Origin of the sequence: Serratia proteamaculans, from assembly GCF_013337185.1 — a bacterium.
GTDB classification, from domain to species: domain Bacteria; phylum Pseudomonadota; class Gammaproteobacteria; order Enterobacterales; family Enterobacteriaceae; genus Serratia; species Serratia proteamaculans_D.
Genome location: NZ_SWDE01000002.1, coordinates 593,510 through 610,153 on the forward strand (window position 1 = coordinate 593,510; position 16,644 = coordinate 610,153).

A 16,644-nucleotide genomic window follows, 5' to 3' on the forward strand; every position below is an offset into this window, starting at 1 on the left:
AACACGTTCGGTCTTTTTATTCAGGGGACCTGTTTGTTTATCTGAACGTCAATCTGCTCTTTACCGCTGAAATTCTGCAGCGCACTCTCACCGAACCAGTCACCCGCCTGTGGCGTGGCCAGACCGTCCTGAGAAATCCGCACCCGTACCTTGACCTGATGCTGGGCCGAAAGCAGGCGTTCAGGCATCATGGCATTGCTGTCATCCAAAGAGAATGACAGCGGGAAACGGCTTAAAGGCAGTTGTTTTACCGCCACCGGTACCGGGTTGGCGCCATCGGTCACCGAGATTACCAGCGTCCCTTGCGGTGGCAAAGCGTTAGTCGCCTGCGGCGATAACGTCACGTTAACGCCAAGTTTAACAGTTTCTCCGCTTACCTGCGTTTTTGCTTGTTCAATACTGCGCTTTATCACTTCAGCGCGTTGATCGTTAGCCGGCAACAGTTTCAGCATGACCTGCCAGGCACCGATTGCCTGCTTGAAATCACCCTGCTCGAAGGAATTAAATGCCAACAGGCTCAACACGCGCAGATTGGTATGATCTTCGGCGATCATCTTGCGCAGCATCTGGGTGGCCTGCTTGTTATCCTCTGGATCGTTAGAGCGCGTCAAGACTTCTGCATAACCGAGGCGCACTTCCAGACTATTCGGATCGAGTTGATAAGCATGAGCGAAGGCCTGAGTCGCGGTGGTGGCGTTATTGAGCGCCATACCGACCCGCCCCAGCATCATCCAGTCGTTGATATTACGATCGTCCTGTTGCAGCGCAGTACGCAGCCCCAGGCCGAGACGGGCAATTTCTTCCATGCTCAGCGGTTGGGCACGTTCATTGGCAACCCGGGCGCGCAGCTCCGGCATTTGAGCTTCCACCTGCTGCCAGTCCAGCACCTGCGCCAGCCCGCCGGTTTTCAGATAGAACCCCAGGGTGACCACCACCAGTAATGCCACACCCGGCACCAGCGCCCAGCGGTTGATCGGCTTAGCCTGCGCGTCCTGCTGACCCGGAATATCATTCAACAGGTTTTGCTGCAGTTCCTTCACCATCTCCGGACGCTCGGCAACCACGCCCTGATCTTCGTCCTGCTCCAGTTCGTGCAGACGATCCTGATAAAACGCTTTATTCAGCGTATCGCGGCTAGCGGCAGTGCTTTTGTCGCTTTGGCGCATCGCCGGCACCACCAGTAACGCCGCAGCGCCAACCAGCAAGACAATAATAATCAGCCAAAAAGCCATTAGGGTTTCTTCCTGTCAGTCTCTTTCAGCAGCGCTGCCAAACGCTGTTGCTCCTGCTCGGAGAATTCATCGTTAGCGTTAGCAGCACCGGCGCGGCGGCGGCGAGTGCGCAGTATCACTACCGCCCCGCCGATCAGCACAAACAGCAACGGGCCGACCCACAGGATCAGCGTCGCCGGGGTCACCGGCGGCTCGTAGGTGACGAAATTACCGTAACGCGCCACCATGTAGTCGATGATCTGCGGCTTACTCTGCCCCTGCATCATCAGCTCATACACCTTGGTGCGCATGTCCGCCGCAATGATGGCGTTAGAGTCGGCAATACTGTTGTTCTGGCATTTCGGGCAGCGCAGCTGCTCGGTCAGTTCACGGTATTGCTGTTCCTGCTCCACCGATTTGAACTGATAGGTATCAATAGCCGCAGCCGCGCTCCAGCTCAGCAGCATAGCGAAGACCAGGGTCATCAGCCTCATGCCTCACCCCCGTACTTTTTGTACAGCGGCAACACTTCCTGCTGCCAGACTCGCTCATTCATATCCCCGGCGTGGCGATAACGAATAATGCCCTGCCCGTCGATCAGGAAGGTTTCCGGGGCACCATACACGCCCAGATCCAGCCCCAGCATGCCGTCACCGTCATACAGGCTGAGCGCATAAGGGTTACCCAGCGAATTCAGCCAGGTCACCGCCTTGCTGCGATCGTCTTTATAGTTCAGCCCCACCACGCGAATACCGCGCGCCGCCAACGTATTGAGGTATTGATGCTCGGCACGGCAGGTCGGGCACCAGGTGGCCCAGACGTTCAGCAGCATGGGTTTGCCATTGCGCAGCACCGCCTGATCGTAAGTCTTGCCGGGCTGATCGAGCGATTCCAGCTTGAAGGCCGGTACCGGTTTGCCGATCAACGCCGACTCCAGCATGGTCGGATCCTCGCCACCGGCGTTGCGCGTCAATTGCACCATAAACGCCGCTACCAGCAACAGGAACAGGATTAACGGGATAAACAGCAGCTTACGGTTCATGCCTGCTCCTCCAGCTTGCCTTCACGCTTGAGTTTTTTGCTCATCCGGTAGCGCGGGTCGAGAATACACAGGATGCCGCCGATCGCCATAAATACCCCACCGAACCAGATCCAGCGCACGAAGGGTTTATAGTACAACCGCACGGCCCAGGAACCGTCGTCCAGCTCTTCGCCCAGTGCCGCATACAGGTCACGGCTGAAGCCGCCGTCGATAGCCGCTTCGGTCATCATGCTGCGCGCCACGCTGTAGTAGCGTTTCTCCGCGTGCAGCGTCGCTTCCGGCTTGCCGTTGCGCGTGACATCGATGATACCAACACCGCCAGTGTAGTTCGGCCCACGGATATCGTGCACATCACGGAACACAAAGTGATAGTTATGGATATCCACGCTGTCACCAGCCTTCATGCGGACATCGCGTTCCACGCTGTAGTTCTGGCTAAAGGCAATGCCGATGACCGTCACCGCGACGCCAAGGTGACCCAGCACCATGCCCCAGTGACTGCGGGAAAGATGGCTCAGGCCACGCCAAAAACCGTGGCGATGAGTAGCGCGTTCGTGCAGTTCCATCAGCGTCAGGATAATGACCCAGACCGCCATAATCAGCCCCACCACCGTCATACCGGCAATGCTGTCTTGCAGCAGCCACGGCAGCAGGATAGACAGCACCAGTGTAATCACCAGCGCCACGCTCAGGCGACGCCACAGCTTGGTCGGTTCATCACGGCGCCAGCGCACCAATGGGCCGATGCCCATCAGCAACGCCATCGGCGCCATCAGCCAGGTAAACATGGTATTGAAGAACGGTTCGCCGATAGAAATACTGCCCAGGCCAAGCTGTTTATGCACCAGCGGCAACAGCGTACCCAGTAACACCACCAGCATCGCGGCAATCAACAGCACGTTGTTGCCCAACAGGAAGGTTTCACGCGAGAAGGTTTCATGCTGCACCCGGCTGCGCACCTGGCCGCCTTTGACCGCGTACAGCAGCAAGGAACCGCCGATCACAATCACCAGATAGGCGAGGATAAACATGCCGCGCGCCGGATCGGAGGCAAAGGAGTGCACCGACACCAGCACGCCGGAACGCACCAGGAAGGTGCCCAACAAGCACAGCGAGAAGGCGGTAATCGCCAGCAGCACCGTCCAGGCCTTGAAGGTCCCGCGTTTTTCGGTCACCGCCAGCGAGTGCATCAGCGCCGTACCGGCCAGCCACGGCATAAATGAAGCGTTCTCGACCGGATCCCAGAACCACCAGCCGCCCCAGCCCAGTTCGTAATAAGCCCAGGCAGAGCCCAGTACGATACCCATGGTGAGGAACACCCAGGCCGCCGTGGTCCAGGGACGCGACCAGCGTGCCCAGGCGGTATCCAGCCGACCGGCCATCAGTGAGGCAATAGCGAAAGCAAAGGCCACCGAGAAGCCGACATAGCCCATGTACAGCAACGGCGGATGGAAAATCAGGCCGATATCCTGCAGCAGCGGGTTGAGGTCACTGCCGTCGATCGGGAAATTCGGCAAGGTGCGGGTGAACGGGTTGGAAGTCATGATAATAAACAGCAGGAAACCTGCGGTAATCATGCCCATCACTGACAGCACGCGCGCCACCGCGTCTTGCGGCATCGCACGGCTGCACAACGCCACCGCCAGTGACCAACAGCTGAGTAGCAACACCCACAGCAACAGTGACCCTTCATGGGCGCCCCAGGTGGCGGCGATGCGGTAATACACCGGCAGTTGCGTGTTGGAGTTGGCGGCTACATAAGCCACGGTAAAATCATTGGCGACAAAGGCGTACACCAGGCAGATGAATGCCAGCGCGATAGCGGCAAACATGCCGTAGGTCAGTGGACGTGCCACCGCCATCATGCGGCGATCCTGACGCGCTGCGCCCCACTGCGGGTAAATGCTCAGCAGCAGCGAAATCGCCAGCGCCAGACACAGCAGAAAACTTCCCGTTTCCGGCATCATGATTTAGCGCCCTCGTTCTGCGGGGGGGTGTAAGCCGAAGCCGGCCCCTTATGGTTTTCTTTCATCGCGTCGGCCACCTCCGGCGGAGTGTATTTTTCATCGTGTTTCGCCAGCACTTCACGCGCATTGACCACGTTCCCTTCGCCCAATACGCCCTGCGCCACTACGCCCTGCCCCTCACGGAACAAGTCCGGCAAAATACCGGTGTAGGTGACGTCGATCGCACCGCGTGCATCGTAAACCTTGAAGCTGACCTGCAGCGTTTTCTGATCGCGTTTTACCGAACCCGGCATCACCATGCCGCCGATTCGCAGGCGTTGGCCCACTTCCGGCTTTTCATGATTTTCGCCCTTGCCCTGCAGAATTTCGCTCGGGGTATAAAACAGATCGATGTTGGAACGCAGCGCATACAGCATCAGGGTAGCGGTAAGCGCAACGCCGATCAGCACTACGATCGCCAGATACAGGCGACTTTTACGACGTGGATTCACAATGATTTCTCCCGCGGGTTGGCGGATTTTTGTTTCGACTGCTGCGATTGACGAATGCGCCGTTCGCGCGCCTGACGGCGACCGATCTCATCGAGCAATTGTCGGCGCTGCCAGAAAGTATGCGCCACCAGGCCCAGCAGCGAGAGCAGCGTAACGGCCACCGCCAGCCAGACATAGAAGGCGTAGCCCCCCATGGCGAAAAACGCCTGCCAGGAAGTAAATGCGGCATTCATGGTTGGCGCTCCTTATTGACCAGCCCGGCGACCCACGGACGCTGACTTTCCTGAGACAAAATCAAATTGCGCAGGCGCATCAAAGTAAGAGTAATGAAGAACAGCAGGTAGCCGAGGATCGCCCAGCGCAGCGGGGTGCGCATGCTGGGTGCGATGCTCTGTTGCATATTGGTCGACCCCTGGTGCAAGGTGTTCCACCATTCGACCGAGAAATGAATAATCGGGATGTTTACCACCCCCACCAGCACCAGAATACCGGCGGCCCGGCCCGCCAGACGGCGATCCTCAAAGGCGTTGTACAACGCGATAATGCCGATATACAAAAACAGCAACACCAGCTCAGAGGTCAGGCGTGCGTCCCACACCCACCAGGTGCCCCACATCGGCTTGCCCCAGGCAGAACCGGTGACCAGGGCAATAAAGGTAAATACCGCGCCGACCGGCGCCATCGCCGCGACCACCGTATCGGACATTTTCATCTGCCACACCAGGCCGATAAACGCCGCTACCGCCATGGAGCCATAGATCCCCATCGACCACATGGCAGCCGGGACATGGATATACATGATGCGGAAGCTGTCGCCCTGCTGATAATCCTTGGGCGCAAAACCAAAGCCCCATACCCAGCCCAGCAGCAGGCAGGCTGTTCCGGCCAGCCCCAGCCAGGGGATAAAGCGGCCACAGACACGATACAGCCGTTCAGGCTGGGCAAACTGATGTAACCATTTCCACATTGTCGTCATTGCTCACGGTAAATTTATACGGTGGCCGCCCTGTTGACCAAGGCGACGAAAATTACTGGTGCGGTGCAACACGCTCTTGATGGCGTTAACCCGCATTTCAATACGTTAGCTAGTGCACGCTCACACGCAGCGCTGCTGCGGTAGCGAAGGGTGCCAGCGTGATACTGCCCGCCAGCATGGCGCCCAGGATCGCCAGATACCCCTCTATTGGCATCCCCATAGAGGCGGCATCGATGGCGGCGGTGGAAAATATCAACACCGGGATATACAACGGCAGCACCAACAGACTAAGCAGCACGCCGCCCTTGCGCAGCCCAACGGTCAGCGCCACGCCGATAGCGCCGATCAGACTCAGCGTCGGCGTACCCAGCAGCAGCGTAAACGCCACCGCCAGCCAGGTATTGATATCCAACGACAGTAGCAATGCCACCAGCGGTGACAGGATTAACAGGGGTAGGCCTGTTACCACCCAGTGAGCACACACTTTGCCTAACACCGTCATTGGCAGCGGCGTCGGCAGCAACAGCAGTTGCTCCAGCGAACCATCAAGAAAGTCATCGCGAAACAAACGCTCCAGCGACAACAACGCCGCCAGCAGCGCCGCGACCCAAATAATCCCCGGCGAAATACGCGCCAGTAACTGCGGCTCCGGCCCAATACCTAACGGAAACAGCGTGATAACGATCAGGAAAAACCACAGCGGATTAACGATTTCCGACCCTTTGCGAAAGGCAATCTTCAGCTCGCGGCGCAATACGGTCAAAAACATCAAAGAGTCTCCATGCGGTTTTCCGTCAGGCTGATTTTACCTACCGCCTGCGTTACGCCGGCCAAATCCTGATGGGTGGTCAACAATACCATGCCGCCCTGCTGCGCATGTTGCTCAAAAAGGCTAATTAATTCAGCCACGCCCTGCTTGTCGATGGCCGTCAGCGGCTCATCCAGGATCCACAATGGGCTGTCGCTGAGCCACAAACGCGCCAAAGCTACCCGGCGTTGCTGCCCGGCGGAAAGCTGCGCCACCGGTAAATCCTCATAGCCCACTAACCCTACCTGCTCCAGTGCCTGCCAAATGGCCTGACGACCGGGAACGCTACTCACCGCCTGATAAAACTGCAGGTTTTCAAAGGGCGTTAACATGGTTTTAATCCCCGGCTGATGGCCAAGGAACAACAAATCCTGATGGTAACGTTCACGATGGCGCAACGTATTTTGCCCATGCCAACTGACTTCACCGCCCTCCGGCCGCGCCAGACCGGCCAAAATGCGCAGCAAGCTGGTTTTACCCGCGCCATTCGGCCCTTCCACCTGAATAATATCGCCCGGTTTCACCGTAAAGCTTAACCCGCTAAACAGGGTGCGTTCGTCGCGGACGCAACTCAGATTTTTAGCTTCCAGCATCGGGAGAACTCATATTTTTCTTTGGGATAGCGATCATAGCATAAGCCATCTGCGGCACGTAGCCCGCCGCAGGCCACTCAGCTACTCCAATAGGGGTAATATTGCGCCCCAGATCAATAATGCGCAGAAAAAAACGGCGACGTTAAACTCTTGTTACTTTTTTCTGCAATTTGCGACCTGGCTTTCGGCCTGCCGGTGGGCCAGCTATGCTTAATCCGTGACCCCGGCAGCAGTTTAAGGAGAAAGCAGATCATGAGCGACTCACAACAGCGCCCGAAGACGGATACCGATGAACATCTGCAGGTGGAGAGTAAAGAGCATGAACAGGGCAAGAGCGAAATCGAGGTAAAGGAACAGAACCTGCCCTCACGCGCAGCGGCGGTGCATGAGCAGATCCGCATGGAGGGTGAGAAAGAGCTGGAGCGTGACTGGCTGGCATTGCTGTGGTCAGCGGTGGCCGCCGGGCTGTCGATGGGGGCCTCACTGATGGCCAAGGGGATTTTTCACGCCCGTTTGCCGGACGAGCCCAGCCGCTTTTTTATCGAGAATATTGGCTACACCTTTGGCTTTATCATCGTGATTATGGCCCGCCAGCAGCTGTTTACCGAAAACACCGTGACCGCCGTGTTACCTATTATGCACAAACCGACGCCGAGAAATTTTATCATCCTGTTTCGCCTGTGGGGTGTGGTGCTGCTGGGCAACCTGATTGGCACCGGGCTGGTGTCGCTGGCGTTTATTCACATGCCGATTTTTGATGAAAACACTCGCAGTGCCTTCGTTAGCCTGTCGGAAGAAGTGATGCAAAACTCACCGTCAGAAATGTTCGCCAACGGTATTTTGGCCGGCTGGATCATCGCCACCATGGTGTGGATGTTCCCTTCCGCCGGGGCCGCCAAGATTTGGGTGATCGTCCTGATGACCTATCTGGTGGCGATCTGTGACCTGACCCATATCGTGGTCGGATCGGTAGAGATCCTTTATCTGGTGTTTAGCGGTGTGATCCCCTGGCAAGATTTTTTCTATCCGTTCGCCATTCCAACGCTGGCCGGCAACATTATCGGCGGCACCTTTATCTTTGCGTTAATCAGCCATGCGCAGATCCGCAATGATATGAGCGATAAAAACAAAGCGGCGCGGCTGGAGGCAGAAAAACAGACCGCCAGGGCGAGAAAACCGTGATCGCGGTCAGCGCGCACGCGAAAATCAGCGCATATTGGCGAGGGAATGAGCAAACGCACCGCTAAGCGCTTATTCTGCGGGTAAAAAAAGGTATACTGCCCCGGCAGCCTCAGGTTGCCAGCCCGCAGCGTCCCCGTAGTTAAACGGATATAACAAGCCCCTCCTAAGGGCTAGTTACTGGTTCGATTCCAGTCGGGGACACCATAAGCCTATCGACTCACCGCTATCAAAATCCGCGAAAACCACGTCATACAAGGCATCAAGCCATTTTCGTCACCTAAAGACTTCCCTTGTTATCAGCACAATGCGTGAGCACTGCCCACAATCTGGCACAGCTTCCAGGATTAAAGGTATAATCGCAGATACTATTTACTCGATTTTAGAAACGAACATGACAAAACTAACATTACAAGAGCAGATGCTTAAAGCCGGATTGGTCAACAGTAAGAAACTGGCGAAAGTGCAAAAAACCGCTAAGAAATCGCGCGTTCAGGCTCGTGAGGCCAGAGAGGCGGTCGAGGTCAATAAAAAGGCACAAATCGAACGTGATAAGCAACTGAGTGAGCAACAAAAGCAAGCAGCTTTGTCTAAAGAATATAAAGCTCAGGTAAAACAGCTCATTGAAATGAACAGGATCGTTATTTCAAAGGGAAGTATCAGCTATAACTTCACAGACAACAATTTAATTAAAAATATCAATGTCGATAAAACCACTCAGACTCAGTTAATTAATGGCCGCCTCGCCATTGCGCGTCTGCTTGCGGATAATGGGGTTGATAACGAATACGCTATTATACCTGCGGTCGTCGCCGATAAAATTGCGCAACGAGATGCGAGCAGTATTGTGTTAAATGCGGCTCTTAGCCAGGAGGCACAAGACGAAGAAGATCCTTATGCCGACTTTGTTGTTCCTGATGATTTGATGTGGTAAAGAAAAAGAACGTATTGCTATCACACTCCTGCCGTATATCACGGCATATTATTTTAGGGCAATGGGTTGCAACCATTGCCCTACCTCAATAAAAAATATTACCCCGGCCACTTAAGAATAAATCGCGTTTTAGTTTCATTAACTAAAATGTTATTATTGCTCCACCTCGCGAATGGAGTAATAGCATGTTCCCCAGCAAAAAGCATTCTCAACGGGCCAACCCGCTGACCAGCTATCAATTTTCACGATTGCATACCTTTGAATGCGTCGCCCGTCATCTATCTTTTTCATTGGCGGCAGATGAACTGTCAATTACTCCCAGCGCCGTAAGCCACAGAATTAATCTACTTGAAAAAGAGTTGGGGTTTCTTTTATTCCAGCGTTTTCACCGCAGAATTACGCTCACGCCGGAAGGTGAGCGGATGCAATGGTCGTTAAGCAACTCCTTCGAGGCCCTGACGCAGGAAATTCTTGATATTAAAAACCGTGAGCTGACGGGCACCCTGACTATTTATTCCCACCCCTCCATCGTCCAATGCTTGTTGATTCCGCGCATCGGCGAGTTTATTGCTCAATATCCCACCATTCATTTGAACATTCTCACCGGGCAGGAAAATATCAATCTGGCCAACCGGGGCGTTGATTTGGCGCTGTACTTTGGCCGTCTGCCGTCAGGCAAGCAGCTGGACGAAACCTTTATGTCGGAGTCCATGGTGCCTATCTGCACTGCGCAATACGCCAAAACGCATGATCTCTACAATGCCCCTGAAAACCTGACGCACTGCACCCTGTTGCATGACCGGTATAACTCGGGTGAAGACGAATGGCTGACCTGGGCACAACATTTTGATTTAGGGCTGGATACCGACAGCAAAAGCATGGAGTTCGATCGCTCTGATTTGGCGGTGCTGGCGGCGACCCAGCATCTTGGCGTCGCCATGGGCCGACTCAATCTGGTGCAAGACTGGATCAAAAGCGGCGAGCTGATTATCCCCTTTACCGATATGATTTTGCCCTGCGAACACTGTTATTTTGTTTCGACCATATCCGAACGTCAGTGGCCAAAGATTATCGCATTCAAGCAGTGGATGATGAAAATAGAGCCTCTGGTCTGATAGCCAGAGGCTTGGGCTGGTTGTTTAAAAATGATTACCACTTCTTTGGGCTATAAGAAAATTCAAGGGCGCAGCTGTACAACTGTCCATCTTTGGAATAATAAATATGTTTGCGGCTGTTATCCCACACTACCGTAGCGTGATTAGCGAATTTTATTATCTCAACCGGCGTCTGGTTAGATAACCGCCCACGCTGGGTACTTTTCACCACGAAAAAATCGCCATTATCACTGAGTGTAATCAAGGGATAACCCCAGGCATATTTCGATATTTGCATGGTAAGGGTAAATTGACTTTCACAGATTATTTGATAGGTATTAACATCTACATCCATAATTTATATTTTAGGTACAATCCCTCTATTGAGATAAAACAAATAAGAACAACTCACGACAATCAAGCCTAAAACGATCAGGATAGAACCCAATATAAACTCAATCTGCAACGGTTCACCCAATATCACCACGCCGGCTAAAATACCAAAAATGGGCGTCATAAAGGTCAAAATGCCCAACGAGGACGCCTGATAGTTGCGCAGCAGAGAAAACCAGATTAAATAGCTGATAAAAGAAACCACCAGCGTTTGGAATATCAGGCTGGTCCAGGCCACTGTAGTCAGGTTGAAATGAACGCTCTCCGTAGTTATCGCCAGCAGAGATAGCAAAATGCAGGCTCCCGAGAGCTGAAACAATAATGTTTGTTTTGATGAGCAGTTTGCCAACCCGGTAGTACGAATGACAATGGTCGAGCCGCCCCATGACATTCCCGCCAACAGCCCGTAAATATCGCCACGCAACGGGTTCTCTGCGCCCGAACTGTCACTCATGCCGGAGATGGCGAGCACCACGCCGCCAAAGGCGATGGTAATACCGATCCACTGTATCAACGACAATCGCTCATGCCGGATAACAAAATGCAGCCCGATGGCGGAAAATAAGGGGGCAGTATACAAAAAGACTGCCATATGCGATGCGCTGGTATAGCGCAACCCTTCGGAAACGAAAAAGAATTCCAATGCGAATAAACAACCTACGCACAGACCAGCCAACAGCGTGGGGCGATCAAATACGAACTTTTCGCGGCGGTAACGCGCCAGGAGGTAAACCGCCAAAGCGGCAATGCCCGATCGAATGGCGATTTGCAGTACCGCAGAAATGTCCGGTTCGGCGGCCTTGATCGCCACCTGCTGCAGCCCCCAAATGGCGCATATCATCATCATCGCGGCGGCAGCTCTGCTATCTATGTTGCTTCTGGCACTCATCACGCCTCCCGCAAATCGCTTAAATAAAAATACACTTTTCCCTCACCGAAAAATAAAATTGGTGATGGGGAAATCCGAGAGAAATATAAAGATTAGTTTTTATAAACCACTATTTCCTGATACATCTTGATGACTTCATTATCACTGTCGACTTCACCGGTATATTCCGTTTGTTGTGCTACATGGGTCACCTTCCAGCCGCGCTTGGCCAACTCAGGGATGGTGACGCGCCCAATATCACGGCAGGTAAAGAGGGTGTCATCACTCAGTCTAAGCTTGCCAATACTTGCATAATCATAAGCTTGTGAATGACAAACATGCGACTCAGCCGCCATCAAGGATAATGGCAAAAGACCGACAATCAACATTAAACACTTTTTCATAGCAATCTCCGTGCCTCTTATTAGCCTTATCCATTTTGCAGATATCACCATAGCCAATGACGTCATATCCGTTTATTTAAATATTTTTCTGCGCGATGAAATTACACGATATATACCCTTCACTGACAAGTGAAAAATATAAACCTTCGTGTTAGCTGAATTCATCCGAGCATGATCGTCATTGCTGCGCCTTTAAGTTAAGTTTTTTCCACCGCCTGGCGGCACCGCGGCACTCCCCTGCTGAAAGTTACAAGAAAAACCAATAATTAGCAGGAAAAGTAACTTTTTGTGACGCACATTGTGTTACATATGCGTTTCGCTTTACCCACGCTAGAAGCAATGAAAACGCTCAGAAAATTTCCTGAGCAAATCACTGATGCCAGAAGGTTCAGTGAGGTCGGCAAGTACACACAGGGATAAAAAATGACATACAAATTGCGCGCATTAACCCAGGCAATTGCTCTGGGATTGGTAGTTGGCAGTGCTTCTTTCGCCGCTCAGGCTGAAATCACCCTGCTTAAGCAGGATCCACAGGCGGGCGACCCGCTGAGCCGTCTTAATTTTACCGTCGGCGGCAGCATCCGTCCGCAGTTCAACAATATGACCGGCGATGGTGATAAAGGCTCTTACAAACGTAACGGTTTTGACGGCGGCACCCGCTTCCGCTTCGCCGCCGACTACTACCTGTTCGACGACATTAGCTGGATCAGCTACTACGAGCTGGGGGTGAATATCCCGGCGCTGTTCAACTGGGATAACCACTATGCAGAGGGCGCCAACAACACCAGCCGCCGCATGCTGTACACCGGTTTGAAAAGCAAAACCTGGGGACAATTGACCTTTGGCCAACAAAACAGCGTGTACTACGACGTGGTGGGCGCCAAAACCGATATCTGGGATTACGACATGCTGGCCCAGGCTCCGGGCAACGGCATCAACGGGGATTACGACGGTTCTTACCGTTCACGTAAAATGCTGAAGTACAAAAATACCTTCGGCGATGCGGATGTGTATGCCTCTTACCTGTTCAGCGATAACGAATACCTGCCGGGGAATGGCCTGCGCTACAAGCGCGAGGGCGGCGGTTCATTAGGTATGGATTACCACCTGACGCCGGACCTGACCTGGGGCACCGCGTGGAACTATACCCGCGCCGAGATGCGTGACCCTGCTACCCAGGCTACGAAAGATTATGACCAGAACATCCTGGGTACCGCGCTGAGTTGGAAACCGGATAACTGGACGCTGACCTTCGGCGGCGGCTGGTACAACAACTTCCTGACCACCAAAAAAGCCAACGTTAACGACTACTTCGCCGGTGACGCCTGGGGTATTGAATATCTGGCCGGTTACACCGTGCCGGTAGGGCAATATGCGGTGAAATCCGTGATGCCGTACTTTATGGGCGACCGCTTGCAGTACGTCAGTGGCCGTGACTATCAGCGTATTGATAACGGCCTGGGTGTGACCGTGCAGTTTGATTACGGTTTCCGCGTCGATGTGGAACACGTGTTGACGTCAAGCACCGACAACCTGGGCGATATGACGCTGGTGCGTCTGCGTTACGATTTCTAATCGTTAGCGACGTAAAAAAGGCCGCTTCTGCGGCCTTTTCCATTAATAACACGACATCAGAATCCGCCGCGGGCCGAACGCCCCACCGCTTCACCCAACTGCCACACTGCCATCGCATAATGGGTACTGTGGTTGTAGCGGGTAATGGTGTAGAAGTTGGGTAAACCGTACCAATACTGGTAGCTGGTCCCCATATCCAGGCGCAGCAGGCTGGCTTCCTGATTACCACCAAGCGACCCTTGCGGCGTCAGCCCAGCTTCCGACAAGCTGGCAACCGAATAGCGGGTTTTAAAGCCATTTTCCAGTCCCGGTGCCTGGCCGCTGGCCGGCACGGCCACAGGTTCACCCCTGGTCCAGCCATGTGCTTTAAAGTAGTTGGCAACGCTGCCGATGGCATCCACCGGATCCCACAGGTTTACGTGGCCGTCACCGTTGAAGTCAACTGCGTAACTCTTGAACGAGGAAGGCATAAACTGACCGTAACCCATAGCGCCGGCAAAGGAACCACGCAGCTCCAGCGGATCATCCCCTTCGGTACGTGACATCAACAGGAAGGTTTCCAACTCGCCGGCAAAGTAATCGGCACGGCGCGGATAGTCGAACGCCAGGGTAGACAGCGCATCGATAATGCGGGTTTTACCCATTACGCGGCCCCACCGGGTTTCAACGCCGATAATGCCGACAATAATCTCTGGCGGCACACCGTAGACCTGATAAGCACGCTGCAGCGCGTCCTGATACTGATTCCAGAACTGCACGCCGTTTTGCACGTTATCCGGCGTAATAAACTTATTGCGGTAACGCAGCCAGGAACCATTAGGGCCGGACGGTGCCTGGGTAGTTGGCGTCGGCGCCTGACGATCCATCAGCCGCAGTACAGAGTCTAACCGCCTGGCCTGGGCCAGCACGTCATGCAACTGCTGGCGATCGAAACCGTGTTCCTGCACCATTTTATCGATAAAACGAGCGGTGTTCGGGTTATTGGCAAAATCGCCCCCCAGCGGCTGGCCGGAATGCGCTGGTGTCAGCAGAAAACCGCCTTTCACGGTGTTGTCCTGAGGCGTGGCTGGGGTCGACTTCGGCCCGCTGCTACAGGCAGTGAGTAAGGTAAGCAGAGGGAGAAGAACAACTAAATGACGCATCGGATATCCATATAAGCCAGGCCAGTGATAAGTGTGGGTTATGTTAATCCATTGTCAGGTACGAACAAACTGGATTATGTCGCCGATCACACCGCCACAAGCCAAAACTCTAAAAAACGTGATGAGAAGCACAGAAACAAAGAATGACTTAGGGTAAGTAACTGCTCCAACGGCAACCCATACCTGAGGCCAATGAGAACAACTATCATCTCACCCGGTGCAACACTGGCTATCTGCGGGCCAAGCGGTCACAATGCCGCACCACTTCCGGCCCAAACAGGAAATACCATGTCTTGCCACTATCCCGCCCACTACGCCTTTGATAACGAAAGCGACGCCTGGCAGATTCAGTTTCGTGATTTTCCTCAGCAGCAGGCCGCCTGCTATAAACGCGAGGACATCGAGCTGGAAGCACAGGAAAGCCTGCTGATTGCCATCGCGCTGGAAATGGAAGAAGGCCGCCCGGTACCTGCCCCTTCTCGTGCCCTGCCTGATGAGCTGGCGATCCACCTGCCGGTGCTGGTTAAACTCAAGCTCGAGTTGCATAACATTATGCTGGCCAGTACCACTTCGAAAGCCAGCCTGGCGCGCAAACTGGGCTTTAACGCCGGCCAAATGGACCGCCTGTTGGATGTGGCCTATGCCTCCAAGGTAGAAGCGTTGGAGCAGGCTCTTTACCTGTTGGGGTATGAGGTACAAACCTCGGTAGCAGAGATCCGCCAGCAATAATAAAAATATTTTTCTCGGGGGCTAAATTTTCTCCATTGTTCGCCGATGTGTTCATTACCGAATCATCTAGAGCAAAAAGTGAAGGCTAAAAATGGAGTGGAGTCGCCGCAATATCTGGGCCGTAATTCTGCTGTCTTGCCTTGTCTTCTGGGCCATCCTGCTGACCGGCGCCAGCGCCGTCGCCTGATCCCTTTCATAACATCACAGCAAACATAATAATAAAGCCCGCTGAAGCGGGCTATTTCTATTTTTACTCAATAAAAAGCGAAATAAAAATCGTTAAAAAACAGTCAGCGCTGGTTAATAAACCGTCAAAAAGTGTGATCAAAAACACAGTATTGTAATCAGGCTGATATTGGGAGTACATTAACGCCGATCCTGTCGTGGTTCATGTTTTACCTCACGGACTTTGAAGCACGACAACCGGGTAATCTGTGGTCAAGGACGTTGTTCTTCCTATTGAAGGATCCGCCTCTCCGCCACCGACTACCCACAAAATACTCAGCACAACAATCGGGATCATTGGCTTGCGAGGGACTCCAGACGGGAGTTGTTCAGTGAAATATTTCGTATTTGGCGTTTCATTCATGTTGGTTACATGGATTGGCACCTTTATGCTGATGGTTGCATAACCAAGGCATAACCGGGAATAAAGATCGGGAATATAGATAAAGGGGCGCATAGCGCCCCTTTGTTGTTTCTGAAGGGGGCTATTTCCCCGGCATCATGCGGCGTAAGGTGTCATCCTTGCGCAGATAATGATGGTAGAGCGCCGCCAGCGTATGTGCGCCAATGATAAAATAGCCAACGTTGGCCAGCGTTTCGTGAGTCGTTTTGATCAGACGCCGCATCACCGGATCCGGTGTTATCCACTGCGGTACCTGCCACCCCAGTAGCACCCACTCCTTCCCGCCGTAAGCCAGCGTCAACACCCCCAGCACTGGTAAAGCCAGGAACAACAGATACAGCAACCAGTGGAAAATTTTGGCGCCCCATTCCTGCCATTCTTCAAGCGGCGGTGTGGTGGCCGGCGTGCCATGTCGCCGACGTAACCCCAGCCGGATGAACATCAGCAAAAAGACCGCAAGGCCAAAATTAAAATGCAGATTTTTTACCAGCGATGCCAGGTCATCTGGCACCGAATCCTTTAACAGCATCGCCGCATAGGTGAGGATCACCATCAGTAGCGTCAGCCAGTGCAGCACAATTTGTGATTTTGCATAGCGGTTACCCATACA

General features: G+C 53.6%; 19 protein-coding genes and 1 tRNA gene. 7 read left to right on the forward strand and 13 right to left on the reverse strand.

All coding sequences use genetic code 11. The annotated features are described in order from the left end of the window. Window positions 1-20 precede the first annotated feature (20 nt). The 9 genes from ccmI to ccmA all read right to left on the reverse strand — a co-directional run bounded on the left by ccmI (window position 21) and on the right by ccmA (window position 7,088). The gene (gene ccmI, locus FCL49_RS13005; protein WP_174353910.1) at window positions 21-1,232 is read right to left on the reverse strand and encodes a c-type cytochrome biogenesis protein CcmI; all 1,212 of its coding nucleotides are present in this window, start codon (window positions 1,230-1,232) and stop codon (window positions 21-23) included. Beyond that, complete coding sequence (locus FCL49_RS13010; protein ID WP_174353911.1) at window positions 1,232-1,705, reverse strand: cytochrome c-type biogenesis protein; 474 nt, start codon at window positions 1,703-1,705, stop codon at window positions 1,232-1,234. The genes ccmI and FCL49_RS13010 overlap by 1 nt, the downstream gene beginning before the upstream one ends. Beyond that, window positions 1,702-2,253: a DsbE family thiol:disulfide interchange protein gene (locus FCL49_RS13015; RefSeq protein ID WP_037423648.1), complete on the reverse strand. Its 552-nt coding sequence runs from the start codon at window positions 2,251-2,253 to the stop codon at window positions 1,702-1,704. The genes FCL49_RS13010 and FCL49_RS13015 overlap by 4 nt, the downstream gene beginning before the upstream one ends. Beyond that, the gene (locus FCL49_RS13020) at window positions 2,250-4,220 is read right to left on the reverse strand and encodes a heme lyase CcmF/NrfE family subunit (protein WP_174353912.1); all 1,971 of its coding nucleotides are present in this window, start codon (window positions 4,218-4,220) and stop codon (window positions 2,250-2,252) included. Before FCL49_RS13020 ends, FCL49_RS13015 begins: the two co-directional genes overlap by 4 nt. Continuing rightward, window positions 4,217-4,711 carry a cytochrome c maturation protein CcmE gene (ccmE, locus tag FCL49_RS13025; RefSeq protein WP_174353913.1) on the reverse strand — a complete coding sequence of 165 codons (495 nt, stop codon included), beginning with the start codon at window positions 4,709-4,711 and terminating at the stop codon, window positions 4,217-4,219. The genes FCL49_RS13020 and ccmE overlap by 4 nt, the downstream gene beginning before the upstream one ends. After that, on the reverse strand, window positions 4,708-4,944 hold the full coding sequence (gene ccmD / locus FCL49_RS13030) for a heme exporter protein CcmD (protein WP_012146101.1): 237 nt from the start codon (window positions 4,942-4,944) through the stop codon (window positions 4,708-4,710). The genes ccmE and ccmD overlap by 4 nt, the downstream gene beginning before the upstream one ends. Next, window positions 4,941-5,678 (reverse strand): heme ABC transporter permease, encoded by a 738-nt coding sequence (locus tag FCL49_RS13035; protein WP_153860942.1) that lies wholly within the window; start codon window positions 5,676-5,678, stop codon window positions 4,941-4,943. Before FCL49_RS13035 ends, ccmD begins: the two co-directional genes overlap by 4 nt. A gap of 118 nt (window positions 5,679-5,796) precedes the next feature. Then, entirely contained in the window at window positions 5,797-6,456 is a 660-nt protein-coding gene (gene ccmB, locus FCL49_RS13040; protein ID WP_174353914.1) for a heme exporter protein CcmB, read from the reverse strand. Next, window positions 6,456-7,088, reverse strand: coding sequence for a cytochrome c biogenesis heme-transporting ATPase CcmA (ccmA, locus tag FCL49_RS13045; RefSeq protein WP_174353915.1), 633 nt, complete (start codon window positions 7,086-7,088; stop codon window positions 6,456-6,458). Before ccmA ends, ccmB begins: the two co-directional genes overlap by 1 nt. A gap of 252 nt (window positions 7,089-7,340) precedes the next feature. On the opposite strand from ccmA, the gene FCL49_RS13050 reads away from it, so the two are divergent. The 4 genes from FCL49_RS13050 (at window position 7,341) to dsdC (ending at window position 10,316) form a co-directional block, all read left to right on the forward strand. After that, window positions 7,341-8,270 carry a formate/nitrite transporter family protein gene (locus FCL49_RS13050; RefSeq protein WP_174353916.1) on the forward strand — a complete coding sequence of 310 codons (930 nt, stop codon included), beginning with the start codon at window positions 7,341-7,343 and terminating at the stop codon, window positions 8,268-8,270. 129 nt (window positions 8,271-8,399) lie between these two features. Further along, window positions 8,400-8,474, forward strand: a tRNA-Arg gene (locus FCL49_RS13055). 187 nt (window positions 8,475-8,661) lie between these two features. Then, on the forward strand, window positions 8,662-9,201 hold the full coding sequence (locus tag FCL49_RS13060; RefSeq protein WP_174353917.1) for a DUF2058 domain-containing protein: 540 nt from the start codon (window positions 8,662-8,664) through the stop codon (window positions 9,199-9,201). Window positions 9,202-9,386: 185 nt separating this feature from the next. Continuing rightward, complete coding sequence (gene dsdC, locus FCL49_RS13065) at window positions 9,387-10,316, forward strand: DNA-binding transcriptional regulator DsdC (protein WP_174353918.1); 930 nt, start codon at window positions 9,387-9,389, stop codon at window positions 10,314-10,316. A gap of 337 nt (window positions 10,317-10,653) precedes the next feature. Here dsdC and FCL49_RS13070 read toward each other — a convergent pair whose 3' ends face one another. After that, window positions 10,654-11,577, reverse strand: a complete 924-nt coding sequence (locus FCL49_RS13070) for a DMT family transporter (protein ID WP_174353919.1) — start codon at window positions 11,575-11,577, stop codon at window positions 10,654-10,656. A gap of 92 nt (window positions 11,578-11,669) precedes the next feature. Beyond that, window positions 11,670-11,960, reverse strand: coding sequence for a hypothetical protein (locus FCL49_RS13075; RefSeq protein ID WP_174353920.1), 291 nt, complete (start codon window positions 11,958-11,960; stop codon window positions 11,670-11,672). A 423-nt stretch (window positions 11,961-12,383) separates the two neighbouring features. Between FCL49_RS13075 and FCL49_RS13080 the strand changes: the two genes are divergently transcribed. Continuing rightward, on the forward strand, window positions 12,384-13,535 hold the full coding sequence (locus FCL49_RS13080) for a porin (RefSeq protein ID WP_174353921.1): 1,152 nt from the start codon (window positions 12,384-12,386) through the stop codon (window positions 13,533-13,535). Between the two features lie 56 nt (window positions 13,536-13,591). Here FCL49_RS13080 and mltB read toward each other — a convergent pair whose 3' ends face one another. After that, the gene (gene mltB / locus FCL49_RS13085; RefSeq protein WP_135317425.1) at window positions 13,592-14,677 is read right to left on the reverse strand and encodes a lytic murein transglycosylase B; all 1,086 of its coding nucleotides are present in this window, start codon (window positions 14,675-14,677) and stop codon (window positions 13,592-13,594) included. A gap of 288 nt (window positions 14,678-14,965) precedes the next feature. On the opposite strand from mltB, the gene FCL49_RS13090 reads away from it, so the two are divergent. Continuing rightward, complete coding sequence (locus tag FCL49_RS13090) at window positions 14,966-15,406, forward strand: hypothetical protein (protein WP_174353922.1); 441 nt, start codon at window positions 14,966-14,968, stop codon at window positions 15,404-15,406. A 557-nt stretch (window positions 15,407-15,963) separates the two neighbouring features. Next, a complete protein-coding gene (ypdK, locus tag FCL49_RS13095) occupies window positions 15,964-16,038 on the forward strand; it encodes a membrane protein YpdK (protein WP_112349011.1) in 75 nt (24 codons plus the stop codon). A 78-nt stretch (window positions 16,039-16,116) separates the two neighbouring features. Here ypdK and FCL49_RS13100 read toward each other — a convergent pair whose 3' ends face one another. After that, window positions 16,117-16,641: a cytochrome b gene (locus tag FCL49_RS13100; RefSeq protein ID WP_174353923.1), complete on the reverse strand. Its 525-nt coding sequence runs from the start codon at window positions 16,639-16,641 to the stop codon at window positions 16,117-16,119. Window positions 16,642-16,644 lie beyond the last annotated feature (3 nt).

Bases quoted from the DNA above. Each gene is read 5' to 3' on its own strand.
- ccmI (WP_174353910.1), bottom strand. From the start codon at position 1,232: ATGGCTTTTTGGCTGATTATTATTGTCTTGCTGGTTGGCGCTGCGGCG.
- FCL49_RS13010 (WP_174353911.1), bottom strand. From the start codon at position 1,705: ATGAGGCTGATGACCCTGGTCTTCGCTATGCTGCTGAGCTGGAGCGCG.
- FCL49_RS13015 (WP_037423648.1), bottom strand. From the start codon at position 2,253: ATGAACCGTAAGCTGCTGTTTATCCCGTTAATCCTGTTCCTGTTGCTG.
- FCL49_RS13020 (WP_174353912.1), bottom strand. From the start codon at position 4,220: ATGATGCCGGAAACGGGAAGTTTTCTGCTGTGTCTGGCGCTGGCGATT.
- ccmD (WP_012146101.1), bottom strand. From the start codon at position 4,944: ATGAATGCCGCATTTACTTCCTGGCAGGCGTTTTTCGCCATGGGGGGC.
- FCL49_RS13035 (WP_153860942.1), bottom strand. From the start codon at position 5,678: ATGTGGAAATGGTTACATCAGTTTGCCCAGCCTGAACGGCTGTATCGT.
- ccmB (WP_174353914.1), bottom strand. From the start codon at position 6,456: ATGTTTTTGACCGTATTGCGCCGCGAGCTGAAGATTGCCTTTCGCAAA.
- ccmA (WP_174353915.1), bottom strand. From the start codon at position 7,088: ATGCTGGAAGCTAAAAATCTGAGTTGCGTCCGCGACGAACGCACCCTG.
- FCL49_RS13050 (WP_174353916.1), top strand. From the start codon at position 7,341: ATGAGCGACTCACAACAGCGCCCGAAGACGGATACCGATGAACATCTG.
- FCL49_RS13060 (WP_174353917.1), top strand. From the start codon at position 8,662: ATGACAAAACTAACATTACAAGAGCAGATGCTTAAAGCCGGATTGGTC.
- dsdC (WP_174353918.1), top strand. From the start codon at position 9,387: ATGTTCCCCAGCAAAAAGCATTCTCAACGGGCCAACCCGCTGACCAGC.
- FCL49_RS13070 (WP_174353919.1), bottom strand. From the start codon at position 11,577: ATGAGTGCCAGAAGCAACATAGATAGCAGAGCTGCCGCCGCGATGATG.
- FCL49_RS13075 (WP_174353920.1), bottom strand. From the start codon at position 11,960: ATGAAAAAGTGTTTAATGTTGATTGTCGGTCTTTTGCCATTATCCTTG.
- FCL49_RS13080 (WP_174353921.1), top strand. From the start codon at position 12,384: ATGACATACAAATTGCGCGCATTAACCCAGGCAATTGCTCTGGGATTG.
- mltB (WP_135317425.1), bottom strand. From the start codon at position 14,677: ATGCGTCATTTAGTTGTTCTTCTCCCTCTGCTTACCTTACTCACTGCC.
- FCL49_RS13090 (WP_174353922.1), top strand. From the start codon at position 14,966: ATGTCTTGCCACTATCCCGCCCACTACGCCTTTGATAACGAAAGCGAC.
- FCL49_RS13100 (WP_174353923.1), bottom strand. From the start codon at position 16,641: ATGGGTAACCGCTATGCAAAATCACAAATTGTGCTGCACTGGCTGACG.